The organism is Saccharibacillus endophyticus, assembly GCF_013185185.1.
GTDB classification, from domain to species: Bacteria; Bacillota; Bacilli; order Paenibacillales; family Paenibacillaceae; genus Saccharibacillus; species Saccharibacillus endophyticus.
Genome location: NZ_JAAZWE010000001.1, coordinates 250,092 through 271,349, shown reverse-complemented (window position 1 = coordinate 271,349; position 21,258 = coordinate 250,092). Strand labels below are relative to the sequence as shown.

At 50.6% G+C, this 21,258-nt stretch carries 32 protein-coding genes and 2 pseudogenes; all 34 read right to left on the bottom strand.

All coding sequences use genetic code 11. The annotated features are described in order from the left end of the window. Positions 1-142: 142 nt before the first annotated feature. The 34 genes and pseudogenes from HRQ63_RS01345 to HRQ63_RS01180 all read right to left on the bottom strand — a co-directional run bounded on the left by HRQ63_RS01345 (position 143) and on the right by HRQ63_RS01180 (position 21,248). Positions 143-553, bottom strand: a complete 411-nt coding sequence (locus tag HRQ63_RS01345) for a hypothetical protein (protein ID WP_172237993.1) — start codon at positions 551-553, stop codon at positions 143-145. 502 nt (positions 554-1,055) lie between these two features. Continuing rightward, positions 1,056-1,259 carry a zinc ribbon domain-containing protein gene (locus HRQ63_RS01340; protein ID WP_172237990.1) on the bottom strand — a complete coding sequence of 68 codons (204 nt, stop codon included), beginning with the start codon at positions 1,257-1,259 and terminating at the stop codon, positions 1,056-1,058. Positions 1,260-1,370: 111 nt separating this feature from the next. Next, entirely contained in the window at positions 1,371-1,880 is a 510-nt protein-coding gene (locus tag HRQ63_RS01335) for a GNAT family N-acetyltransferase (protein ID WP_172237987.1), read from the bottom strand. 19 nt (positions 1,881-1,899) lie between these two features. Next, a complete protein-coding gene (locus HRQ63_RS01330) occupies positions 1,900-2,559 on the bottom strand; it encodes an HAD family hydrolase (RefSeq protein ID WP_172237984.1) in 660 nt (219 codons plus the stop codon). After that, complete coding sequence (locus HRQ63_RS01325; RefSeq protein ID WP_172237981.1) at positions 2,556-3,194, bottom strand: hypothetical protein; 639 nt, start codon at positions 3,192-3,194, stop codon at positions 2,556-2,558. Before HRQ63_RS01325 ends, HRQ63_RS01330 begins: the two co-directional genes overlap by 4 nt. Before the next feature lie 64 nt (positions 3,195-3,258). Then, entirely contained in the window at positions 3,259-3,657 is a 399-nt protein-coding gene (locus tag HRQ63_RS01320) for a GNAT family N-acetyltransferase (protein ID WP_172237978.1), read from the bottom strand. Between the two features lie 24 nt (positions 3,658-3,681). Then, on the bottom strand, positions 3,682-4,512 hold the full coding sequence (locus HRQ63_RS01315; protein ID WP_172237975.1) for a GNAT family N-acetyltransferase: 831 nt from the start codon (positions 4,510-4,512) through the stop codon (positions 3,682-3,684). Next, complete coding sequence (locus HRQ63_RS01310) at positions 4,509-5,075, bottom strand: 3'-5' exonuclease (protein WP_172237972.1); 567 nt, start codon at positions 5,073-5,075, stop codon at positions 4,509-4,511. Before HRQ63_RS01310 ends, HRQ63_RS01315 begins: the two co-directional genes overlap by 4 nt. 2 nt (positions 5,076-5,077) lie before the next feature. Then, positions 5,078-5,326: a DUF3977 family protein gene (locus HRQ63_RS01305; protein WP_172237969.1), complete on the bottom strand. Its 249-nt coding sequence runs from the start codon at positions 5,324-5,326 to the stop codon at positions 5,078-5,080. A 17-nt stretch (positions 5,327-5,343) separates the two neighbouring features. Then, on the bottom strand, positions 5,344-6,444 hold the full coding sequence (locus HRQ63_RS26340) for an HAD-IIIA family hydrolase (protein ID WP_371873169.1): 1,101 nt from the start codon (positions 6,442-6,444) through the stop codon (positions 5,344-5,346). 19 nt (positions 6,445-6,463) lie between these two features. Continuing rightward, the gene (locus tag HRQ63_RS01295) at positions 6,464-7,441 is read right to left on the bottom strand and encodes a hypothetical protein (RefSeq protein ID WP_308809897.1); all 978 of its coding nucleotides are present in this window, start codon (positions 7,439-7,441) and stop codon (positions 6,464-6,466) included. A 60-nt stretch (positions 7,442-7,501) separates the two neighbouring features. After that, positions 7,502-7,984 carry a hypothetical protein gene (locus HRQ63_RS01290; protein WP_172237966.1) on the bottom strand — a complete coding sequence of 161 codons (483 nt, stop codon included), beginning with the start codon at positions 7,982-7,984 and terminating at the stop codon, positions 7,502-7,504. 95 nt (positions 7,985-8,079) lie between these two features. Then, positions 8,080-8,625: an HD domain-containing protein gene (locus HRQ63_RS01285; protein ID WP_229714091.1), complete on the bottom strand. Its 546-nt coding sequence runs from the start codon at positions 8,623-8,625 to the stop codon at positions 8,080-8,082. 100 nt (positions 8,626-8,725) lie between these two features. After that, positions 8,726-8,923 (bottom strand): hypothetical protein, encoded by a 198-nt coding sequence (locus HRQ63_RS01280; RefSeq protein ID WP_172237240.1) that lies wholly within the window; start codon positions 8,921-8,923, stop codon positions 8,726-8,728. A 132-nt stretch (positions 8,924-9,055) separates the two neighbouring features. Continuing rightward, positions 9,056-9,310 carry a hypothetical protein gene (locus HRQ63_RS01275; protein WP_172237960.1) on the bottom strand — a complete coding sequence of 85 codons (255 nt, stop codon included), beginning with the start codon at positions 9,308-9,310 and terminating at the stop codon, positions 9,056-9,058. A 311-nt stretch (positions 9,311-9,621) separates the two neighbouring features. Beyond that, positions 9,622-10,509, bottom strand: a complete 888-nt coding sequence (locus HRQ63_RS01270; RefSeq protein ID WP_172237957.1) for a class I SAM-dependent methyltransferase — start codon at positions 10,507-10,509, stop codon at positions 9,622-9,624. A 366-nt stretch (positions 10,510-10,875) separates the two neighbouring features. Further along, positions 10,876-11,238, bottom strand: a pseudogene (locus HRQ63_RS26335) (DUF7639 domain-containing protein); the annotation flags it as partial. Positions 11,239-11,328: 90 nt separating this feature from the next. Next, positions 11,329-12,417, bottom strand: a complete 1,089-nt coding sequence (locus tag HRQ63_RS01265; RefSeq protein ID WP_172237954.1) for an NAD(P)H-dependent flavin oxidoreductase — start codon at positions 12,415-12,417, stop codon at positions 11,329-11,331. A gap of 36 nt (positions 12,418-12,453) precedes the next feature. Then, positions 12,454-12,867: an Imm7 family immunity protein gene (locus tag HRQ63_RS01260; RefSeq protein ID WP_172237951.1), complete on the bottom strand. Its 414-nt coding sequence runs from the start codon at positions 12,865-12,867 to the stop codon at positions 12,454-12,456. 20 nt (positions 12,868-12,887) lie between these two features. Then, entirely contained in the window at positions 12,888-13,586 is a 699-nt protein-coding gene (locus HRQ63_RS01255) for a hypothetical protein (protein WP_172237948.1), read from the bottom strand. A 126-nt stretch (positions 13,587-13,712) separates the two neighbouring features. Next, complete coding sequence (locus HRQ63_RS01250; protein WP_172237945.1) at positions 13,713-14,180, bottom strand: hypothetical protein; 468 nt, start codon at positions 14,178-14,180, stop codon at positions 13,713-13,715. Between the two features lie 23 nt (positions 14,181-14,203). Beyond that, the gene (locus HRQ63_RS01245; RefSeq protein ID WP_172237942.1) at positions 14,204-14,596 is read right to left on the bottom strand and encodes a hypothetical protein; all 393 of its coding nucleotides are present in this window, start codon (positions 14,594-14,596) and stop codon (positions 14,204-14,206) included. Next, entirely contained in the window at positions 14,589-15,278 is a 690-nt protein-coding gene (locus tag HRQ63_RS01240) for a class I SAM-dependent methyltransferase (RefSeq protein ID WP_172237939.1), read from the bottom strand. Before HRQ63_RS01240 ends, HRQ63_RS01245 begins: the two co-directional genes overlap by 8 nt. 12 nt (positions 15,279-15,290) lie before the next feature. Next, the gene (locus HRQ63_RS01235; protein WP_172237937.1) at positions 15,291-16,250 is read right to left on the bottom strand and encodes an alpha/beta fold hydrolase; all 960 of its coding nucleotides are present in this window, start codon (positions 16,248-16,250) and stop codon (positions 15,291-15,293) included. Positions 16,251-16,263: 13 nt separating this feature from the next. Continuing rightward, positions 16,264-16,788 (bottom strand): DNA topology modulation protein, encoded by a 525-nt coding sequence (locus tag HRQ63_RS01230; protein ID WP_172237934.1) that lies wholly within the window; start codon positions 16,786-16,788, stop codon positions 16,264-16,266. Positions 16,789-16,860: 72 nt separating this feature from the next. Then, a complete protein-coding gene (locus HRQ63_RS01225) occupies positions 16,861-17,325 on the bottom strand; it encodes a GNAT family N-acetyltransferase (protein WP_216673830.1) in 465 nt (154 codons plus the stop codon). A gap of 158 nt (positions 17,326-17,483) precedes the next feature. Next, the gene (locus HRQ63_RS01220) at positions 17,484-17,798 is read right to left on the bottom strand and encodes a hypothetical protein (RefSeq protein ID WP_172237931.1); all 315 of its coding nucleotides are present in this window, start codon (positions 17,796-17,798) and stop codon (positions 17,484-17,486) included. Between the two features lie 89 nt (positions 17,799-17,887). Further along, entirely contained in the window at positions 17,888-18,148 is a 261-nt protein-coding gene (locus HRQ63_RS01215; RefSeq protein WP_172237928.1) for a GNAT family N-acetyltransferase, read from the bottom strand. Further along, a complete protein-coding gene (locus HRQ63_RS01210; protein WP_172237925.1) occupies positions 18,103-18,402 on the bottom strand; it encodes a hypothetical protein in 300 nt (99 codons plus the stop codon). Before HRQ63_RS01210 ends, HRQ63_RS01215 begins: the two co-directional genes overlap by 46 nt. Positions 18,403-18,424: 22 nt before the next feature. Continuing rightward, positions 18,425-18,838, bottom strand: coding sequence for a YhfM domain-containing protein (locus tag HRQ63_RS01205; RefSeq protein WP_172237922.1), 414 nt, complete (start codon positions 18,836-18,838; stop codon positions 18,425-18,427). Between the two features lie 80 nt (positions 18,839-18,918). After that, positions 18,919-19,683 (bottom strand): annotated as a pseudogene (locus HRQ63_RS25810) (YwqG family protein). 100 nt (positions 19,684-19,783) lie between these two features. Next, complete coding sequence (locus HRQ63_RS01190) at positions 19,784-20,299, bottom strand: P-loop NTPase family protein (protein ID WP_172237913.1); 516 nt, start codon at positions 20,297-20,299, stop codon at positions 19,784-19,786. Beyond that, positions 20,296-20,688, bottom strand: a complete 393-nt coding sequence (locus HRQ63_RS01185; protein WP_172237910.1) for a hypothetical protein — start codon at positions 20,686-20,688, stop codon at positions 20,296-20,298. Before HRQ63_RS01185 ends, HRQ63_RS01190 begins: the two co-directional genes overlap by 4 nt. A gap of 29 nt (positions 20,689-20,717) precedes the next feature. Beyond that, positions 20,718-21,248: an AAA family ATPase gene (locus HRQ63_RS01180; RefSeq protein WP_172237907.1), complete on the bottom strand. Its 531-nt coding sequence runs from the start codon at positions 21,246-21,248 to the stop codon at positions 20,718-20,720. Positions 21,249-21,258 lie beyond the last annotated feature (10 nt).

Below are 21,258 nucleotides of genomic sequence, written 5' to 3'. Positions count from 1 at the left end.
TAACATCTCTCTTCGTTTCACAGCAAAACAAAGATTTGTTTAAAGGAGTACGGGGGCGGACGGAACTTTTAAACAAATAAGCCCGGGAGAATTCTCCCGGACTTTATGTAACGAATAAGTTATGGAAATATTAAAGTTCTCGTTAGCCTTCGACCAATTGCAAAAAGCGGATATCGCCTTTTGACGTCACTACGATCAGGATGTCTCCGCGCTCTTCGGTTTCATGGATCGGGGTTCCTTTTTCCAGGCGGTTGGCGTCGCCGTTTTGGAAAGAGTCCTCGTCCGTATGTTGTCGAAGTACTTTCGTAACCGGATCGCCGCGGGTGAGTTCCAGGTCGTCTACCCAAGATACGTCCGCTACGTAGATCGTGTCGTTATATTGGAACAAACTAGCATCAGGTTCTAACTTTATCCATTCGGCTGCGGTCGGATTTTCGGTAGTTGATACTTGAACGGTACGGGGTTGAGTTTCTGAGACGCATGCCGCAAGCAGAAATATAGAGAGAACCGCGGCGGCGATCAGAATACGTTGACATGCAATCAATCGAAGCATAGGAAGCCCTCCTTGAACCGACTTTAAAACGCACATCCCTTTTTGAAGCGGAGCAAAGATTAAATCAGCTGAACAGCCTCGCCGCGTATGGGATAGGCGGATATGTATGGGTCCTTGCAGCTGAAAGCGAGAAGACGGAGAGAGAAATTCAGTGAAAGACGGCTTTGAACTCGGAAAATTCCTTAGGGCGTGTACGCAAACTTCGAAGGCAGCAGATTTGGCTGAATTTTCGATCTATGCAAGGAACGACTTCGAAGGCGTGCCGGGGCACGTCGAGAAATTGTGACGCGGCAGAGGACGAAAAGACAGGCAAAGATGCACTTCAGTAAGTTTGCTTACACGATCTAGTTAAATCTAATCCATTTCCCGAGTGAGACAGCGTCTTGTGAAGCATTTCGAAGAAATGCACTTCGGAAGTGTATGCTGGCAATTTGTCTCGGAGTCTTCTCGCTTCCTCGCCGAAGTGACTTTCAAGGACAGCTTGAACATTCCCAACAGGATCTCAACCGAAGAACAAGTCCAGAATATTCGATCCGGCCGAAGACTGCTTGTTATAAAATTCGGAATATCCGCAGTTCGTGCAGTAGACGACCGTAAACTCGTTATGCTGCATATCGAACATTTTCGATAATCCCGTTCCCGTCATCGCCACGTCTTTGGTTTCCGCGCTGGTGCTTCCGCATTTGATGCAGCCTTTTTCGCTCATCACTTATTCCTCCTAGGTTTAGTCTTATTTAACATTTACCCGGAATGAACAAGCTTATGCAAATTTCGTGGCGCAACTGGTCAGGCAAGGCGGTTTCTTCGCTTTTGCCGTCTATCCGTTCAACCTTTTCGTCAAATACAAGACTAGATCATCGTCCATCGTGACTGTATCGCCATACTTCACATGTCCGGGTTCAACGTAGATCCCCCGTCCGTCCGGTACGTAACCGCGTTTCACGTAAAGAATTTGCGCATTGCCGTAGTCGGAAAATAACCCCACGCCGATGCCCGCCACGATCGAACGCTCCGCAATGATGATTTCGGCCTCATCCATCAACCTCGAAGCGATTCCCTGTCTCCGGTACTTGACCAGCACGTTAAGATCCTTGATTTCCGGCACGCCGGCTTCGCGGAACGCCGCATAATCAGACGCCCACACGATACTCCCGTAACCGGCGAACTTTCCGTCTGCTTCGGCGATCAAGGTCACTCTGGTCCCTCGCTGCTGCTCGTCGGCATAGCGCATATACAACTCGGCCGGTTTATTCCATCCTTGCTCTTCGAAAGCCGATTGAATGACATCAGCATCTCCTACCGTAAGAAGGCGCAGCTCCACTTTCATGTCGAAACCTCTTTTCCTTTTAACGTCGCGCTCTCGCCCAGGCCGGAATTTGCATCAAATCATCCAAAATCAGGCAAGAACATTCCGGCATCGCATAGACGGCATTCTTTTTCCAAACGCCCAATAATCCTGCCCGTACGCCAGCTTCCACGTCGTTAACGGGATGATCGCCGACGAACATCGTTTCTTCCGGTGCTAAATTCAGGCGCTGCAGCGCTCTCATAAAAATGGCGGGATCAGGTTTGCGCAGCCCCTCCGACTCGGACACCAGAATAGCGTCAAAATCATCCGTGATCCCGAGTCCCGAAAGATTACTGCGTTGAAAAGCATCAAAACCGTTGGAAACGATCCCCAGCTTCACTCCCATGCCTTTCAACTCGTCCAGCATTTCGGTCAAATACGGAAAACCTACGCAGTGATCGCGAAATGTATACAGATAATCGTTCAACAGCTCTGCCGGATCGCAAGGCCAACCGAATTGCTCGATCAGGCTTGCGTATACTTTGTCTTTCCACACATAACCATTCTCGTCCAATTGTAAAAAGCGTTCTACGAACCGAGGCTTCGAAACGTTGTGCATTACCGGAAAACGTTCATACTGCCGATCCAGAAAATCGCGCAGGGAAAGCTCCCGATCAAGCAATGTACCATCCAGATCGAACAGAACGCCGCGGATCATTCGTTACTTCCTGCCTTGCTATCCGCTTGCGGATAACCGATCTCAATCCGATCCTCTTCGATATTGGCCTGATTGACTTCGGGGTTGAGCATAGCCAATAAATCCGTTGTTAACGGTTCCAAATCGAAGATGCGCTGTACCGCCTGCGGATCAAGCCGGGTCTCGTAATACTCCGATGCCCATTCCGAATAGTAGGCTGCGCCGCCCGTTAATAAACGCAGTACCTGTAGATCTTGTTCACCGTAAGATTTGTCCGCCGACCATTCTTTTCCAACCGAACGCCAGATGCAAAACGTAGTCTCGTCGCCGATAAAAGCAGGCTCTTGCAGAAACTTCGTCACGTCTTCAGGCACATCGCCTACGCCCAACACGGCTTCGCCCGATTTTATCCTTTCGCTATCGAAGCCTTTGATGTACAATCCGCGCGGCGTAAACAACGCAAAATAATGACTGCCTTCTCCGTCGCGCATCGACGCCATTTCTTCCGCCGCGTCCCAGGCACTGTTATAGGAATAGTACCGGTACTCCCACTCGGGCGACAGGATGGCATCCAGCATCGCCGCCGCTCTGAACAAGTTCCGGCACTGCCCGATCTCGGGAAGAAGGCCGGTCGAATTGGGACTGCTTTCATTCATGGGAACACGCTCCTGTTCGTTTTCGATGGATATCTTTAGCTATAAATAGGAACAGCTAATTAGCTCACTTTTTTCTTGGGATAACGAAAGCCTTATCCGTACGATCAAAACCGACCTTCGGGTAATAATCCACGGCGCCGGGAGCAGAGAGCAGCAGTAACGAGCATTCCTCGCCGATTCGGGCTTGCACTTCCTCGATCAGTTTTCGTCCGATTCCGCTTTGCTGATAATCCGTATCGACGGCCAAATCCGACAAATAGCAGCAGTAAGCATAATCCGTCAACGCCCGGGCGATCCCGACGATCTTCCCGCCGTCCCAGGCCGTGATGACGATATCTGCGCCTTCGACCATACGGGCCAAGCGCTGCAGGTCTTCATACGGACGCTTGATCCCGGACTTCCGAAAAACGCTCGAAATATCCTCGGGCGAAATGCCTTTATAATCGTGATACACAATAGTCATGGCGATTTGCCTCCTTTCGCTTCTTTATAAAGAGGTCCAAGCGGTGCGGATATACCCGAGTTTCATGCCGACGTGCTCCATATTGCGGTGACTTTGCGATAAAAAAGCACATTGACCGACGACGAGTTTATTGGGACGGGAAAAAGCTTCGGTCACGCGATGCTCCAACAATCTGCGCTGCAAGCCTTGTCTGCGAAACTCCGGGAGCGTCGCGGCAAAAGTCAGCGAAGCCAAACCCTCCTTTTCAAACAAAACGGCGGTCGCCGCAGGCGCTCCGTCCAGCTCGGCCGCGAAAAAGTTCCAGCCTTCGCGATCATGCAGCACTTCGTTGTTGCTTCTGACATGCGAAATCCCGTTGTCGGGCAGTCCGGTTCCCCGGCAGTGCAGGGTCGCGTACAATTCGAATTCGTCCGCTTCCAGCTTGCGAATCGCGATCCGCTCAATATCAGAGCCCTGCTCCGATGTTGTCATGGACCCCTGCTCGGGAGTCATCGCCAATGAACAGTGGAACCCGGACTGATACAGACCCGACTCCGACATTTTTCTCAGGAAGTCAGGTCCTACCCGAGAAGGGACAATTTCCAATTGGACTTTTGCTTCGTTTTCCCGATAAAAATCCAAAATCTCTTCTAAATGTTCGATACTGGCATCCGTAATTCCTTTGACAGTGTTAAAACTAGGCCATGGCATGGTTTTGCTCGTAAAAGCGACAGCACTCCCAAAATTACGGATCTCGACGCCTTCCGGATTCCCGGGGCGGGATTGAATCGCGAGCATACGGTCGGTCATATAGTCGATTTCGGAGCGTTCGATAGCGGCGATCTGCGTTGTCGAAGGTGATAGGAAATCGTTCATTTACACCAAGCCTCCAAGTCCCATTTTTTTTGATCATGAATGAAAATAGCCGCAATATTGCGGGCATCGTCGATACCGCGATGATGCGTGCCGTTCAATTCCAGTCCCGCCAAGCTCAAAGCTTTGCTCATGCCGACCTGCTTTTTGCCGCCGAGCACCTGCTCCGCATGGAGTTGCTTCAGATTGAGGTGATGCTGGGAGACCCAGTCCGCATCCAGCCGCCAGCGTATGCAGTCTTTCTCGATTTGTTTGCGATCGTAAGCTCCCCAGGACAGTAGCAAGAAAGGAATGTCGCCGATCCAATCGCGAAACGCTTGAAAAGCTTCAGGGAAACGTGGCGCTCCGTCGACTTCAGCTTGCGTGATTGTTGTCAATTCCGTGCAAAAAGACGTCAGCTTCGGATTGGCGACCGGCTGCACAAACGTGGTAAACTCCTCCGAAATTTCGAGCGTCGAAGAAACTTTTACCGCTCCGATCTCGATGATTTCATTGTCGAAGGTTCGATCATTCTCCTTGCAAGTCGCTTCCAGGTCAAAAATAATGATTGTGCGGTCAAGCTTCATGATTAGGACTCCTTTTCTCCCGAAAAACCAAGGATTATTTTAAACGCTTTGCGGCTTTTCGGTCTTGCTTTGAATCCTTCTTCGGAATCCAGTATCCATACCTTTTTCCCGATCCAGATACGGATATAGATTGTTCGACACGAAAACGGTCCGACGATTCCTCTGGCTTCGGTCTCGGTGCCGTCTTCGTGCTCGGTTTCCGTGCGAATGAACCAGCGGTTGCCGATGCCGATCTCGATATACTTTTTCAATAGATGAGATCCTCCCGCTATCTATTCAGTACCCGCTGCACGAAGTCCGTTTTCGCATGCGTATAAGCTTCCCGGTCGTCTTTGTAATGTTCGGCCAGTTTGCTTTTCAGCTCGGCATACTCTTGGATCAGATCGGGGCGTTCCCGTAAAATGTTCCGAAAACATAGCTGTTTGTCCCATTTTTCCTCGTTTGGCAGCATGAGATGAAGGTGGCATTGCCGTTTGTCGTTCTTGACTTTGACGAAAAAACGCCGGGAAGGGACTCCGTCCAACTCCGGCGGTATATAGTGCCAATCTTGCGCGGCCAACGCCGCGATTACGTCGTCCAGTTCGTCGTAGGACGGGATACGTGCCATCAGATCGAGAATCGGCTTCGCCGGAAGACCGGGGATCGAAGTGCTTCCGATATGCTCGACTTCGCTAATCCGGTGAACGGACAACAGCTTTTTCACATGTTCGGCTTCTTGCGTTCCTTTTTCCAACCAGATCGGGTCGGCAGGCTTGATTTCGATCACTTCCGTTGCCCATGCCGGCCAGTCGGGATCGGTGAGGGTCGCGCCGCGCTCTTCCCGGTCTTTTTCCAATAACCAGCGAACAGCTTCGTTCAAATCTTCCGCGACGTACAGAGGATACGCCTCTTGCCAACGTTCCGAAAACCCGCCCCGTTCATACCGATCAAGTTCGGCTTGTCCCGCTCCGGTCCGAACCAGAATGCCGAGACAGCCTGCTTCTTTGGCGGCAATCATATCGGTCCAGCGATCTCCGACCACTGCGCATCGGTGCAGATCCAGCCCGTTTTCTTCGGCGGCGAGAAGCAGCATGCCCGTAGAAGGTTTGCGGCATGCGCAGCCTTCTCCGTGCTCATGCGGACACACGTATGCCCCTTCGAAGCCGAATGCTTGCAGCTCCTGTTCGAACTGCTCCATGCAAGCCTGGCCGCGGGCAATGACCGGCTGGTTGGTAAACGAGTAGATGCGCTTGCCTGCCGCTCGGAGCGAAGCGATCGACTCCAACGCGGACGGGTAACATTCGAATTTTCCCGGCAAAATCATCTCGTCGCCTCCGCCCAATGTTCCGTCGCGATCCAAAAAAACGGCTTGCAGCGTCGGATGACTCATAATGATCACTTCTTTCGGTTTAATGAGCGATGATATAACGAAAAGCTTCTATGTAAGACGGTTTTGGCAGCTTCGCGCGTTCCAAATGATCATAAAAACTATGTGAGAATTTGAAAACATGACCGAAATCCCATTCGATTTCCGCGTAATCCGTCTCCCAAAATTCGTGTTCGGTCGGCAAATATTCGCTGCGTTTCGCGATCTGCAAAGGCAGCCGGTCGACGGGAGAAACCAGCTTGACCGTCTCCATGGACAAGATCGAACGGCTGGCGCGCAGCGCTTTTGCCAACTTCAACAAAGGAATGATGCCGCGCTTGAAAAAGTCCGCGTACCCGAGATCGTGCAGAACGTTCAGCGCATGCGAGAAAGTCAGCAGATGGCCGATCAGGTCATGATGCGCTTCGGCGCGGTAAATGACCGGAAACGACGCCAGCTCCTCCAAAACGAAAGTCGATAACGCTGCGGGCGTACGGATCATCGGGAAATGATCTTCAGGGGTAATGGAGAAACGTTTCACTTCAGACGCGTTAAAGCCGATCCAGGAACGTCCGGGAATCGTTTTTTCGAACGAACGAATCAAATCGACGATGCCCGCGATCTGTTCTTCCGTCCCCCAACCGCGCAACTCCCGGATCGCCGATAAGCTTGCCGCACTGTAAATCACGTTATGACCTACCCAATGCAGACCGTCGATCGTGCGCCCCAATGCTGCTAAAATGATCGCTTCGGCTTCGAAAGAGTCCATGATCGGTCCGTCTCTGTTCAGGTCGGAGCTGCGGTCTTTCTTCAACACGGAACAAACCATTTCTTCCGCTTGGACAAAAATCCGCTGCTGCAGATCCGTATCCAACGGATTGCTTTTCACAAAAAAATAGCTTCCAATTGCAGCCGCACCAAAATGAGCCTGCCAGATGTCGCCCGTTTCTTTTTTGCAGGTCGAAAGGATAGACAGGGCGTCGCTCAATAAAAAAGATTCACGTTCGATCTCCTTCGTCACGATTGGCCTCCTTTTCTTTAAGCAGCAACCAGCCGCATAAGACAAACAAGAACAGATGCTTTATAAGCCCCTCCGATTGCGGAGCAGACGGTTCAAGCTGGACCTTTTCAGTCCATGCCTTCGCAGCTCGAACACATTGAATCCCGATACGCCGTAGCTCAGCCTGAATTCGTAATAATTGACGTATTCAAGTAGAGCAAACAGGTACAATAGCGTTCCGAATATCAGATCGGCCGAATTTTTGAAAAAACAGACGATCACGATCAACGTCACGACGCCGAGCAGCCGGTTGATTTTGCGAAACGATGCAAAAAGCACGATAATTTTTTGATCGACTACGGTATTTTTCTTCAAACTTCGGTACCGAATCAACCAGTACGTACCGCCCTGCATCAACAGAAAAACCAGGAAGGACAGACCGGAAACTCCGGCAGTACCCAAATCCCAATAAGTGCCTAGCATGAAAAAAGCCCAGACCAAAATGATGCCGGCCGCTATTTCTCCCATTCCCAAACTCATGAGCAACTTTGCCTGATTTCTCATTCATTCCTTCTCTTTTCGTAAGGTCTCATGCTTCTCAGTATACCGCTTCTTCTTTTGACGCACAAAAAATCCGGCACGGACGTTCGCTGCAACATCTATCCAGAATCAATTGCTGACGATCCGGCCTTTTCGCAACTCGCATGTTCGGACCTTCGTTTTCTGGAAAGGATCAGTCCCCGGTATTCTTCGAGCAGCTTCTCGGATTCAATAAACAAAAGCTTTTTGCGAATCTTCTTCTGGATTTTCTCATATTTTTCTACTTTCAGGTATTCGCCTTTTTTATACCATGAACTTTTTTTGAAAATCTTCGATATTTTATCCGCGTCGTGCAGAATGCAGGCTAATCGCTCTTCTTCGGTATAGCGGGCTCCCTGATACATTTTTTCTCTTTTGTTATGTAGCGTAATGGCTCTTGCGACTCGGCTTAATTCATTTTCTGTTAATGCGCGTTCAAAAAAATGTTCTCCGGCCAAGTCTTTGAGCAGACTGCTCGATTTGATCGAATGCTTGTACGAAGAATCGATCAGTTTAAAGGCATCATGCATGAACGTCGCGTATTCAACCATCTTCTCCCCCGCTTGCTCTTCGAGACGGATATTGATCTCTTTGGCAATTACGTATACGCATTTGGAGTGAAGCATGATTTTCTCGCTTTTTTTCTCCAGCTTTTTTTTGAATCCGGACGTTCCTGCAAAACTTTCCAACCGCTCTGTTTTTCGCTCGAGTTTGGAACGATATTTTTTAAGTTTTTTGATTTCTTTTTCCGTGTTTTCCTGATCGGATAATTTCTTGCAGTCTTCCGTAATTTGCTTTTGGGCGTTTTTTGAATTCAAAATTTTTTTTCTTGAGGAAAGCTTCATGGTTGTCAACGACTTCCTCAAAAAGGAAAGACAACTTCGCGGAAGCCTTCGTTTCTAGTCCGTCCGTCATTTCTGCCAATTTCTTCTGAGCTTCTCTGTAAATTAATCAGGAAGCATACATCACATAAGAACTCCTTTTTAACACAGTTTAGTCGGGATTACGGCGAATAGGGGATCAGCGGTCCGGCCTTTTCATCATTTACCCCATTATTCATGCAATCAGTCCGTATACGATTCCGAATTCAATCCCGACGATCGCCAGGCAGACGAAAATATAAAAAGACAGCTTGGCCGACGCAATCCGATCTTCGATATATTTTCCTTTGAACAAAGAAAATAGATCGGGCGTAAATGAGTAGCGGACAGACTTGTTGAAATCTTCTTCGTCGGCAAACCACAGCTTGAACACAAACCGGTACACCGGAATGTTGACAACAAGCAGGACAATCGCGAGCAGCACTCCCATGTTCTTCCCTCCTGACTTCTTATCTATTGAACGCATCGAGGCACTCGATCGTTATTTCCGAGCAAAAATTTCGTGTGCCGGGAATTCTGAAAGCGGCTTGTATCAGTCAACCCCTTTGCCATTGCCTATCCAATCCTTTAATCAGATAAATAATCAATTCGTCGTCGACCCTGATCTCGGAACAAAAAAGCAAGTGCACGCCTCCCGCAAGTTTTTCTTCGTAAAAAGCCAAGACCGTTATTCATTTTACGCACAAAAAATCCGGCACAGACGTTCGATTGAACATCCGTGCCGGCTCGGTCAAAATGAGGTTATTCTTCCACGTACATATTCTGTTCTTGCAAACGAATCAGCACCTTGCCGAATCGCCCGCCTTCATGAATTTGGACGCGATCCGCCGGGTAATTTTGCCGGATATGCTGCTTTACGATGCTTCGGCTCCGATCGTCCGCAGGCAGATTATGATGGCTCAGCCATATCATCGCATGCTCCAGCGCTTCTTCGGGCGTGAACTCGGTCGTTTTGAGCTCGCGAGTGACCAACGTCTCGTAAGCGTACCCGTTCAAGCAGAGCAGATGAAGCAGAAAAGCCATTTCCGTAATCTTCGGTTGGAATTTTTCCCCGGTAATCAACGGCACCACTTCGCTCACCAGGCTGCTTTCCGCGGAGCTGACCGGCATGCTGATATACGCGAATTGGCGAGCACAGCTCAAAATACGTTCCACGCTGTCCCAATCATGCACGACCGGACACATCGAGACGAAGACCAGGTCGAATGCTTCGTTCCAGCCTTTTGCCTCGATATCGATCTGCTCGAATTCGCCGGAGACGATCTCGACTTTGTTTTCCGTAAAACGCGCCGTGTTCTCCTTCAGCAATTCGACCTGCGGAGGTGACGATTCGAAAGCGGTGACCCTAGCTCCGCGCTCGGCAAAAGGTACAGTGAATACGCCCGAAGCCGCGCCCACGTCCAGTATGGACGCTCCTTCGAATTTCACGCCGCGGCTTGCCAGCCAATTCACGATCCGAGCGCTGCGTCTGCGGCCTTCTTCGTTAAAGGACTGCTCGTTGAACTTCTGCGCTTTACTGTTGAATGCCGTTGCCGGATCGATGCCGGAACGTTTCATTCGAATCGCGGCGCCGTCTCCGTATTCTTTCCATTCTTGCTGCCAAATCGTCGGGTTGAAAAAAGGCTTCATTATGCGTTCACCATGACCTTTCCGGAGTGTTGATTCGATTCATTAGAGATATTATATATCCATAATAGTTGATTAGTGAATAGATGGCAAGAAAAAAAGCGCTCAAGGCGCTTTCAGACAGTCGAAAAAGTCACTTTAGCGCGTAAAGCGAGAAGACTCCGAGAGAAATTCGTTCCGGTGGCGTGTTAAAATCGAGAAAAGGATTAAATTTTTAGCGGAATTTTCTCCATTTCAAAGGCGAACGCTATTGCTCCTGCACTGAATTTCTCTCTCCGCCTTCTTTCTTCAGCTACGTTTGACTTTCTCGACATTCTGAAAGCGCTCAAAAACGCTCTCTTTTCTTGTATGAATCGCAATTATTTGCGATTATACTTCTCTTTTTTCTTTGGAGCAGTAAATGATCTGCACATAATCGCTATCTTTATCATCCATGCTGCCGAGGAACCTGCGTAGGTGCTCGGGTACTTTTTTGTAAGCTTCTTTGAGCCGTTTTCTCGCCCATTCATTGGGTTCGGTCAGGTAGTCCACATGAGCTTTCCGGCAAGTTTCGGAGGAGGTTTCATTTCCGTGTAAGGCAGTCATTTCGTCAATCAATTCTTTGCGTTTCTCGGAGGCGTCTACGTCGTATAGCGTTTCTTCGAACGTATCTTGTAAGCCGGCTAAGTCGACGCGCTCCCAGCAATCGAAGGTTCCATCCTCGTGGATTTCGACTTGTACGTAAAAGTGTTGCCCACTATTGTGATGATGCCTGTTATTGCGGTGCCTTCCGAGGTACGAGCGGCTCGAATACGCTGCATATCAACACTTCCTGTTTGTTTTTCATTTTCGATGTGCGGATAACTTTTCTATTGCTTCACGCATCACTTGCTCCACGATCTCGCCTGCCGCCTGGTCTTCGGTAAGCAATCGGGTTCCCTGACCGGCCCATAAAGCCATGTACTCCGCATTATTCTCGCGAGCGGCAGCATTGCGGATTGCTCGGGTCAATGTATTTTGCGCAGGAAAAGGAAGGGGAGCGATACGACTGTTCTCCCATGAGCGAATAAACGCGTTATGTATTCCTCGGGCGGGACGACCCGAAAAAGCATCGGTCAAGACCGTACTTTCCTCCGTGCTGTTCAGCAAAGCCTGCTTATAAACGGGATGCGCGCCGGACTCATGGGAGGTCAGGAAACGAGTTCCCATCTGCACGCCTGCCGCTCCCAGCATCAGCGAAGCCGCGAGACCTCTGCCGTCCATGATGCCGCCTGCCGCGATGACCGGGATTCGCACGCAGTCGACCATTTGCGGAACAAGCGCCATCGCGCCGATATTCGCTCCCATGCGCCGAATCGTCGTATCGAACGTTCCCCGATGACCGCCCGCTTCGCTGCCTTGAGCCACGATCGCGTCGCAGCCCGCTTGTTCGGCCTGAATCGCTTCCTCTACCGTCGTGGCCGTGGCAATGATTTTCATGCCGGCTTGCTTGGCTCGACTTGTGTAAGACTCGTTCAGCAAGCCGAAGGTCAGACTGACGATCGGCACCTTTTCTTCCAAAAGCACGGTAAATTTTTCTTCGAACAAGTCGGGCGTGCGAATATCCGTATGTGAAGGATGCGCAAGGCCGAGAGAGTCCCGAACCTCGTTCAATGCCGGATTGACCTCGTCAAAACGAGTAAGATCATCCGGTTCGACACGGGCAAACAAATTAACCGCAAAAGGAGCAGAGGTCTGTTTTTTGATTTCGCGGATAACTTGGCGCATTTGCTCAGGCTCCAGATAGGCGGCACCCAACGTGCCCAAGCCGCCCGCTTCCGACACGGCGGACACCAGAGAAGCCATGTTCGCGATTCCCGCCATGCCAGCGAGAAAGATCGGGTAACGGATACCCAGCAGATCGCAGATTTCGGTATGGATAGAGGGAGTCATAGGGTTTCCTCCTTCAGTCTATTCAATATTCGAAGATCAGTTTTCGCGGCTCGGATCATACGGATCTTCGACGGTCGGGATATACGGAGACAAGAAAGGATCTTTTTCCCGGGTTACGACTCCGCGAGCCAATTTCCATACGATAAATTCATTTTCATGATCCCAGTTCTCGCCGGAGTCTTCATCATCCTGGATATACAGCAGCCCATACGAACCGGGGAGACGCGAGGCGATCCAGTCGAAAATTTCCGGGACGTATGATGAACGGTGATTATGCATACCCGAAATCAGAAACGAGTCCTGCCCGTTATAGCGGTGAACATGGCACAGATTGCTCGTATCGACTTGATCCAGATAAGCGAGAAAGTCCTGTACGGCTTGTTCTTGCAGCTGTTCATTCGTATCGTGCGTATCATAACGCAGCGAGGCCCAACCGTGAAATTCGAACATAAGGGTTTATTGCTCCTTTTCTATTTGATTAGCTCCGCCAACTCCGGCACGCTCAGCAGTTCTTGCTTCGACAGTTCCAGATGCCCGCAGAAAACCAAATCGTTGTGCATTTCCCACTCGCCGTACAAAATCATCCGGCCGCCGCTTTCGGTTTTTTCGATCACCGCCCAGACGCCGAGATTGCTTTGCACATTGCCTTCAAGGAGTATCCAGTCTCCCGACACGGCCGTATACAGCGGAGCGAAAGGCTCGAAGCTTTTTAAAATATCGGCGCGATGCTGGGATCGGAATTCGTGTTTCGCCTCGCTTAAAGAAACGAATTTTTCGACACGAACAGCGATCCAAGCTTCCCTCTCGGTTTGACTAATCACCCGCAAAAAGGTACATTCGGCCATTCCCGATTTTTCGATTTCTTCCGGGTAAGAGTCCCAACCGTTCAACTCCGACAAAGCGGGCATAAACAATGTCCAAAACCTTTCCCCGACTTGTTCGTTGAACGGATAAGAAGCTTTGACAAACCGAGTCGAACCGACCTGCGGCATTTCGTCCGAACGCTCCCACACTTCGACATCGGGCTGCGGCAGCTCGTCTTCATGAATAAAGTCCGACCATTGAACGATGTTTTCTTTGCCGACGATCTCGAATCCGCGCGGATCATCCGTATTCATCTCGACCGTGATTCCGCATACGGAACAAGGAAACGATAGACGAAGCGCCATGATTCGGTCTCCTTTACGATTTTTTAAAATCAACTCGGTTCCTTTTTCTATTCATGCGAACGGAGCGATCCGTATTGAGCACGCCGTCGATATCCAGAAAAATGACGCGCGTATCGCCGGTATAATTCACGACAGCGTGAGCAGCACGACGGAGGTCTCGTCCGCTTCGCGCAGGTTGAATTGCAGCACCCGAATCGCTTCCGACATGAACGAACCCGCTTCATCTTCATCGGTACCGTTGAACTCGTTATAATAATTCTTCAATTCGTTTTCGTCGAAATTCTCGAGATCCAGCTTGTTCAAGTAAGTCAGCTTATGCTCGTTGGTCAATACCGTACACAGCGGATAATGCTCTTCGGTCAACTCCGACGCAAGCGCAGCATATTCGGATTCCTCCAAGTCGATCCCCGACTCGGCCAGATACTCCAGCAAAGTGGAATAGACGTAACCCGATCCGTCATATTCGGTTAACGGCTTGGCATGCGTTTGCAGAAAATCAATGGTGTCTCCGGCCATCCCTTCGATCGCGACGGCGAGACACCATTCCTCGAACTTGGAAATCGGCATTTTTTTGAATTCGGCAATTAGGGACATGTCGGTCACTTCCTCTTGTTTGATTAGGTTCGGGTAAATATAGTCGCAAAACGCTGTTGACGGATATTCACGATTTCTTCGATTTGCGATTCGGAATACCCCAGTCTAAGCAGCCATTCTTTGCAAACCGAAGTGGGGCGGCGCTGCAATGATTTCACATACTCGGTCGTCAACAGCTCTGTATCCAACGTTTCCAAAAACACTCGAAACTCGGCGAACCAGTCGGGATCCGATGTAAGTTGTCTTTCCACGCATTGCAGAATCGGCTCGGCCGCAAGCGCGGGCTGTTCGAACTTTCGGAACGCTTGAACGATGTCGTAAGCCATGTCTTGATACGCTTCCGACCAACCCGTTTCCGGGTCAAAGTGCTGATCCAGCTCATACAGCAGCGCGTGCGCGAAGTTTGTCTCATCCATTATAGGTTTTCCACCAAATGCCTGCGCATTCCGGTACGGTCGCCCACTTCCGTTCTTCGATCTTTCGCGTCAGTTCTTCGCCGAAGAAAAATCCCGTGCAGTCTTTCGCTTGTTCGACATTGTCGAAATCATAATCCAGACGCGTCCATTTATGTTCGAATCCATACTCTTTTTCCAAAGCGGCATAATAGGAAACAAGGAAATGGGGCGGGTTCGGCGTTTCCGTGCCTGTACCCATCGTTTCGAACAGAATGACCGTTCCTCCGGGTCTCAGCACGCGCCGGATTTCAGTCAAGATCTGCCGCAAATGATCCGCCCACGCTTGATCATCCGAATCGGCCAGATAACAGATACTCCAACCCGACACGACGAGATCTACGGATCGGTCGGGAATAGGCAGGCTGCGATGATCCGCTACGACTGTTTTCCAATTGCGCGGTAGCTCAACGAGTTTTCGATCCAGCAGTTCCAGCATTTCGGCGGAAGCATCCGTACAGACGATCGACTTGGCTTCTTTGGCGATCACGCCGCTGATCCGGCCCGAGCCTGCGCCCAGATCGAGTACGTCCAGGCCCTTTACCGGGCGAATTTCGTTGATGAAAGGCAGCATGCTCGGTTGTCTGCCGATCATGAATTCGTAGGCTTCGGTCTGGTTTCGGTAAATTTGTTGATGGGATGACATGATGGGTTCCTCCTATAGGCCGAGCATGAACTGCATCGTTTTATCCTGGAAAAAAGGCAGGTACTCATGACCGAAGTCGGGATAGATTTCCAGCGACTTCGGCGCCTTGATTTTATTGTAAGCCGCAAACTGCGTCGACGGCGGGCAGATCGTATCCATTAATCCAACGGCCATCAGCACTTCGGCTTCGATGCGCGGCGCAAGATGCTGAATATCGATATAACCCAGACGTTCGAAAATCTCGGCTTCGCGCTCATGCAGGGGATCGAACCGCCGGAAATAAGTGCGGAGTTCCTCGTAGGCATCTTTGGCCAGATCCATTTCCCAGACCCTTTGATAATCGCTGAGAAACGGGTAAAACGGCGCAGCCCGCTTGATCCTCGGCTCCAAAGCCGCGCAGGCGATCGCCAAAGCTCCGCCTTGCGAACCGCCGATCGCGCCGACGCGGCTCTCATCGATCTCGGGAAGCTGCATCGCGATGCCCGCCAGCTGCGCCGTATCCAAAAAGATATGGCGGAACAGCAAATCGTCCGCCCCCGAGTCCAAGCCGCGAATGATATGCCCGTTATGCGTCGTGCCTTTTACGCCTCCGGTATCTTCGGACGATCCGCCTTGTCCCCGGCAGTCCATCGCGAAAATCGCGATGCCGAGCGAGGGATAGCCCAACAATTCGGACCAATCGGCACTCCGTCCCGTATAACCGTGAAAACTGACAACAGCGGGAAGAGGCCCCTGCACATGCTTCGGACGCACATACTTGGCATGAATGCGCGCGCCCCTTACGCCGGTAAAATAAAGATCGAAACATTCGGCGTGCGGAACCTGAAACGAAGCGGGCACCAGCTCGACTTGAGCATCGACGGCCTTCATTTCGTTTAGGGAGCGGTTCCAATAGTCGTCGAAATCGGCGGGCATCGGGTTGCGTCCCTCATATTGATACAATTGCTCCAGCGGCATATCGATTAACGGCATAATCATTCTCTCCTTATTTCATATGTATTCGCGATCCCTCTGCTTGCAAAAAAGTCCGGACTTGTTTCCTGGAGCCGAGCAGGATCGTCCGTTTGTTTTCTCCGTGCGCGCTGATCGCTTCCAAGACTTTCGGGCGAACTTCGGCTCTGTAATTCCATACCCATTTTACGAAATCGGCGTCCAATTTTTCTTCGCAGCCTTCGTTCAGATCAGGTCGGCTTTTGCTTCGATACATGAACCGGCGCTTGACGATGCGATACATGCACAGCAAGCGCGGCATGTCCAAAAATATAACGGTATCCGCCGCTTCCAATCGAATATCCAGCGTCCGCGTATAGTTCCCGTCGATAATCCATGCTTGGCCGCCGACCGTTTCTCTGAGAAATTCATCCCATTCCCGCTGCGGAGTAGGCGTCCATCCGTCGTGCCAATAATGGCGATCCAGATGGATGACCGGAAGTCCCAACGACTCGCCGAGTTTGCGGGAGAATACCGATTTCCCGGAGCCCGGCGAGCCGATTACAGCAATTTTCCGCATCGTTCCTTTCCTCGCTTTCGATTCGAATTTCTTGCTGCGGATCCGGGTAAGCATTCTGCAAGCAATTAGGGATCAGGTCCGCAGATATTGGATCAAGCGATCGTGCTGCCCGCAATACCACTCGTGACCTGCACGGCCGATTTCTTCGAATCCGACCTTTTCCAGCATGCTTTGACAGCGGGTATTGGATTCATGCGTTTCGGCAGCGAAGCTTTTTATTCCTAGCGTCGTTTTCCCGTATTCCATGATTGCCAATGCAGCTTGTCGACCGATTCCTCGTCCCCATACTTTACGTTCGCCGATGGCAATCCCGAGTTCAGCTTGGTTATCATGAATCTCGGCCAAATCGGCATATCCGACCAAAGTTCCTTCGTACTCGATTCCCAAGCGGATAAAAGAAGGCTTGTCCATGTCTACGCAGTAGGACCACCATTGCTTCAGTTCTTCCGGATCACGATTTTTCTCCCACCCGTTCGCTTCGCAGAAAATCGGGTCCCGGCTCCAACTCAAGACGATATCGTAGTCCTCCCTACGCAGCCTGATAGCTTGATCAAGTTAAATGTAAGGTTACGCCCGTCTGAATCGCACCTAAAGCGTGTGCGTTTCAGACAAACGTAAACCTCTGATTAAGGTTGATCAATCTACTACATAGTCGAATGTCTAAATCCATCGAATCTTTCCTTTCTGACTCTTCCTTATCTGCCGAATACGTCCCTTAACCGATTCGCATCTTCTGTAGAAATCTCGTATCCCGTCGACGTGTCCGGCCACTTGACCAATAAAGCAGAACTCTCCCGATCCGATCCCAAGTTCAAATAATAACTCTCCGTTTTTTCTTGGGTCGACAGTCTCAAAATGGATTCAACCGCATAATTCAGCATGCCCGGCATTTGTTCGGCGTTGGAGATCGCGGTTTCGACAACGGCGATCACATCTAGATCTTGAGACTCGATGTTTGCGCAAGGCGGCTCGCCTATGGTAATTTTACACGTTAATTTAATCCGATTCACGGAAACCGGTCCCTCGGAAGAATTGTTCGTACAAGCGGTAAAAAACAAGGCCAGAACAACTAAGACAAGTACCGAAATCCTTTTTCGCATCATTCGTCATCCCGAAGCATCTGGATAAAGGAAACATTCTCGATCCCGACCATGCTCACGAACTCGGCATCTTCCCGAAACCCCGCGCGACGATAGACTTGGATGGCCCGTTCGTTGAACGCGGCGACCGCCAATCGAAATTTTTTCGCGCCGAATTGTTCCGATAAGACGTTTATCCCATGCCGTAAAAAGGCTTCGCCCATTCCTTTGCTTGTCAGATCCGGACGCAGTCCAAGCCCGATGTCGAGATACCCCCGCACATCGTAAAGCCCTGCAACCTTGCTCCCGGAACCTGCGCGGCTTCGCCCGAACACAAAAATCCGACCAATTCGCCTTCGGCGTCATAAGCTCCCAAATAATTTTCGCTGATCAGGTCTTGCAAATCTTCATGATCCCCGCTGAAGCTGTACATCGAATACGGAGGCTCATAGGACCAATGATTGATCCTTTTCGCATCCGGCAGCGTCAGCGGTCGCAGTTCCCATCCTATTTGTACCTCTTTCCTATCCGTCACTTTTACCGCCCCGCTTTATCCTCTATTTCCTTAAAATATCACGAAGCTTATTCGAATCTTCAACCGATATGGAGTAACCCGTCAACGTATCCGGCAGTTTCACTAACAATCCCTGCATGTCGCGCTTCGCACCTAATGACAGATGATAGGACTTAGTTTCTCTATCCTTCGACCATTGCATTTCGTATTCCGCCGAGTAATTCATGTTGCCCGGTTCCTGCTGCGCATTCGCAATCGCTTGTTCGAACGCTTCGACAGCTTCGCGCTCCGTAAATTCGAAATCCTCGCAAGGCAGACCGTCCAGTTCCGTCACGCAGCGTAACGTTACGGCTGCACTCGGCGATTCTTCGACTATAGGTTTAGATTTCGGAGCGCAACCTGTCAACAGCAAGGCAAGGATCAGAACATAAACGGGTGCTTTTCGCAGCTTCACCATTCCCTTCTTCAACGCTCGAATTTACAGCGCAAGGCAAGCAGGAGTGTTCGATTTAAGAATGCCCCATTCTTTTTATATCCTTATCCGCACTGCAAAATAACCCACGCTTTCTCAAAATCCCTTTTTCGCAAGTCTTCTTCATGAATCCAGAAATAGATCGAACCGAAATCTCCCCAGATCATCTCCGTTTCATCCTCGGAATCGATCTGAAGCAGCAGCACCCACCCTGCCGCACCCGGCTCCAACTCCGTGCGCCTCGGGTCTTGATAGCCGGACGGATCGCCACAGTCGATGCCGTGCGTCACCAGTTGGCATTTCAACTGCATTTCGCCTTGCACCTGATCGGGATTGCCTAAGAAGCGGTGAACCGGATATGCCGGCGCGTTATGTTCGGTAACCTGTTCGGTCAGCGCAATATAACGTTCGGTCTCGTTTTCGGCAAATCCCAGCCGCCGGAACACCAGCGCGTTCCAGCCGGGAAGCGTCGTTTACACCGAAAAATCAACCGCCGACGCCCCGAACTCATCGGATTGCTTTAGTCCGTCGGGAAGAGATCGGCGTTCCAGTTTATCCGCTTCCGCATGGTATAACACCCTCCATTGCCCCGCTTCTTCGGGATCGTAACCCCAGGGTTGGTCGTCTGCATTATAGAAAAAGCTCAGCAATCCTTTTTCCGGCAAGTCTTCCGGCTTCCAAGGAACTTCTTCCAATCGAATTTGCGCGATAAAGCTTAACGGTTTTCCTTGGTAGGTCGGCCACTGCGCTTCATGCGGCAGATCGGGTCGGCCTCCGATACGGGAGCGGCCCGTCGGAACTTCGGCAGCATCGACCGCAGACGTAATCATGCGGTTCGAAAGCAATGCGGCATTTCGAATCGGATCGGCTATTCGTTCCAAGCCGCTTTCTTCGATCATTTTCAGTAAGTCGGCATCTTTTTGCATAAGCTTATACGCCTCCGTTTTGATACCGGTCGATCTCGCGCCTCGTCCTCAACGTCACGACCTTATGCGAATAACCCGCAAGCTTGGTTTCGAATTGCGGGCGATTCCGTTCAAAATCCGCGGTCCATCGGAACATCGCTTTCAGAATGGTCCGATCCGGCTTGTAATGCGCAGGCTCAAGCCCCAGTTTCTGCTTCGCAAAGCGCCTGACAATCCGCAATTTCCGTTTCCACAACGGAGGGTCGAGAAAAATAACGATATCCGCCATCTCGTACAGCGCCGCATAGGAAGACCGGTCGACCCCTTCCATAATCCAGGGACCTTCCCGGTCGATTTGACGGATCAATTCCATTTGTTCCTCCCTCGTGCGCTTACGGCTTCCTTCCTCCATACGTCGGTGCACGATATTGTCCAGCTCATGCCAGGGTATGCCGTGCTTGACGGATAACTGCCTGGCCAGTGTCGTTTTTCCGCTTGCCACGATGCCAATGATGAGAATTTTGTCTCGGCTCGCCCTCATCCGGCCCCCTTGTTTTCCGAGTCATAGTTGGGATACTCGTCGTGAACAGAAGGGCCGGAAAAGAACGAAATATCGTCTTCGATCAATGAAATGCCCGAGACGCGCTCGCCTGAACTTTCAAGCTGGAGATCGTAGGTATAAATTTCTTCCTCAACTTCGTCCAACAAAGAGATGACGACGTTTTTTACCAGTTCATCGTATTCTTGAATTAACCAGGCCAGACGCGGGGGCATGTTGCTTTTCACGATTTTTCCGTAAAAATAGTTATCGACCTGCTGAGAGCGTTTCAGATATTCGACCTCGGCAACACGTCGGTCCAACGTCCGGGAAAAAATATAGTCTCGAACGCTTTCTCCGATCGGCAGATCGTTTTTTTCCTGATTCGTCATGGCAATCCTTCCTTTCATGCTTCACTGCTTTATGCTTTAGGATTCAACTGTATTTCGCATTCCGCTGCGATTCGCTCAATAATCTGTTCCGTCGTCAGATCGTCCGTATCGATATGCTGACCGAAACGTTCTGCCGACAGCGAGGCAAGACAGCGGCCGATCTGCCGGGCAGACCATGAATTGGATTCCTCGCCCCTGTTGGTTAAACGCTGCAACAAAGTCTCCCGTTGGGCCATCAGCGTAAAATGCCGGACTTCGATTCCCTGCGAGCGAAGCTGCCCGACCAGCTCCTCGAAATAATCCGGATTGACGAGGGTCATCGGAACGATGATCGTACCGGAATATTGGCGCGCCAGCTCTCCGAGTAGCGATACATTCATCTCACGCCATATCTTGTGATCCTGAAAATCCGACTTCAGCAGGCCAGCAGGAAAAACGTTCCGAATAAAATAGCCCACGTTCTCCGGATCGTACAAAAACGATTCCGGGATGCGTCGTTCCAACTCTTCTGCCGTCGTCGTTTTTCCCGAACCGAACGCTCCGTTGATCCATATGATCATCTTGAAGGCT

What these genes read in the sequence shown, in the direction of transcription:
- HRQ63_RS01345 (WP_172237993.1), bottom strand. Translation starts at nt 553, where the DNA reads ATGCTTCGATTGATTGCATGTCAACGTATTCTGATCGCCGCCGCGGTT.
- HRQ63_RS01340 (WP_172237990.1), bottom strand. Translation starts at nt 1,259, where the DNA reads ATGAGCGAAAAAGGCTGCATCAAATGCGGAAGCACCAGCGCGGAAACC.
- HRQ63_RS01335 (WP_172237987.1), bottom strand. Translation starts at nt 1,880, where the DNA reads ATGAAAGTGGAGCTGCGCCTTCTTACGGTAGGAGATGCTGATGTCATT.
- HRQ63_RS01330 (WP_172237984.1), bottom strand. Translation starts at nt 2,559, where the DNA reads ATGATCCGCGGCGTTCTGTTCGATCTGGATGGTACATTGCTTGATCGG.
- HRQ63_RS01325 (WP_172237981.1), bottom strand. Translation starts at nt 3,194, where the DNA reads ATGAATGAAAGCAGTCCCAATTCGACCGGCCTTCTTCCCGAGATCGGG.
- HRQ63_RS01320 (WP_172237978.1), bottom strand. Translation starts at nt 3,657, where the DNA reads ATGACTATTGTGTATCACGATTATAAAGGCATTTCGCCCGAGGATATT.
- HRQ63_RS01315 (WP_172237975.1), bottom strand. Translation starts at nt 4,512, where the DNA reads ATGAACGATTTCCTATCACCTTCGACAACGCAGATCGCCGCTATCGAA.
- HRQ63_RS01310 (WP_172237972.1), bottom strand. Translation starts at nt 5,075, where the DNA reads ATGAAGCTTGACCGCACAATCATTATTTTTGACCTGGAAGCGACTTGC.
- HRQ63_RS26340 (WP_371873169.1), bottom strand. Translation starts at nt 6,444, where the DNA reads ATGAGTCATCCGACGCTGCAAGCCGTTTTTTTGGATCGCGACGGAACA.
- HRQ63_RS01290 (WP_172237966.1), bottom strand. Translation starts at nt 7,984, where the DNA reads ATGAGAAATCAGGCAAAGTTGCTCATGAGTTTGGGAATGGGAGAAATA.
- HRQ63_RS01285 (WP_229714091.1), bottom strand. Translation starts at nt 8,625, where the DNA reads ATGCTTCACTCCAAATGCGTATACGTAATTGCCAAAGAGATCAATATC.
- HRQ63_RS01275 (WP_172237960.1), bottom strand. Translation starts at nt 9,310, where the DNA reads ATGGGAGTGCTGCTCGCGATTGTCCTGCTTGTTGTCAACATTCCGGTG.
- HRQ63_RS01270 (WP_172237957.1), bottom strand. Translation starts at nt 10,509, where the DNA reads ATGAAGCCTTTTTTCAACCCGACGATTTGGCAGCAAGAATGGAAAGAA.
- HRQ63_RS01265 (WP_172237954.1), bottom strand. Translation starts at nt 12,417, where the DNA reads ATGACTCCCTCTATCCATACCGAAATCTGCGATCTGCTGGGTATCCGT.
- HRQ63_RS01260 (WP_172237951.1), bottom strand. Translation starts at nt 12,867, where the DNA reads ATGTTCGAATTTCACGGTTGGGCCTCGCTGCGTTATGATACGCACGAT.
- HRQ63_RS01255 (WP_172237948.1), bottom strand. Translation starts at nt 13,586, where the DNA reads ATGGCGCTTCGTCTATCGTTTCCTTGTTCCGTATGCGGAATCACGGTC.
- HRQ63_RS01250 (WP_172237945.1), bottom strand. Translation starts at nt 14,180, where the DNA reads ATGTCCCTAATTGCCGAATTCAAAAAAATGCCGATTTCCAAGTTCGAG.
- HRQ63_RS01245 (WP_172237942.1), bottom strand. Translation starts at nt 14,596, where the DNA reads ATGGATGAGACAAACTTCGCGCACGCGCTGCTGTATGAGCTGGATCAG.
- HRQ63_RS01240 (WP_172237939.1), bottom strand. Translation starts at nt 15,278, where the DNA reads ATGTCATCCCATCAACAAATTTACCGAAACCAGACCGAAGCCTACGAA.
- HRQ63_RS01235 (WP_172237937.1), bottom strand. Translation starts at nt 16,250, where the DNA reads ATGCCGTTAATCGATATGCCGCTGGAGCAATTGTATCAATATGAGGGA.
- HRQ63_RS01230 (WP_172237934.1), bottom strand. Translation starts at nt 16,788, where the DNA reads ATGCGGAAAATTGCTGTAATCGGCTCGCCGGGCTCCGGGAAATCGGTA.
- HRQ63_RS01205 (WP_172237922.1), bottom strand. Translation starts at nt 18,838, where the DNA reads ATGGTGAAGCTGCGAAAAGCACCCGTTTATGTTCTGATCCTTGCCTTG.
- HRQ63_RS01190 (WP_172237913.1), bottom strand. Translation starts at nt 20,299, where the DNA reads ATGAGGGCGAGCCGAGACAAAATTCTCATCATTGGCATCGTGGCAAGC.
- HRQ63_RS01185 (WP_172237910.1), bottom strand. Translation starts at nt 20,688, where the DNA reads ATGACGAATCAGGAAAAAAACGATCTGCCGATCGGAGAAAGCGTTCGA.
- HRQ63_RS01180 (WP_172237907.1), bottom strand. Translation starts at nt 21,248, where the DNA reads ATGATCATATGGATCAACGGAGCGTTCGGTTCGGGAAAAACGACGACG.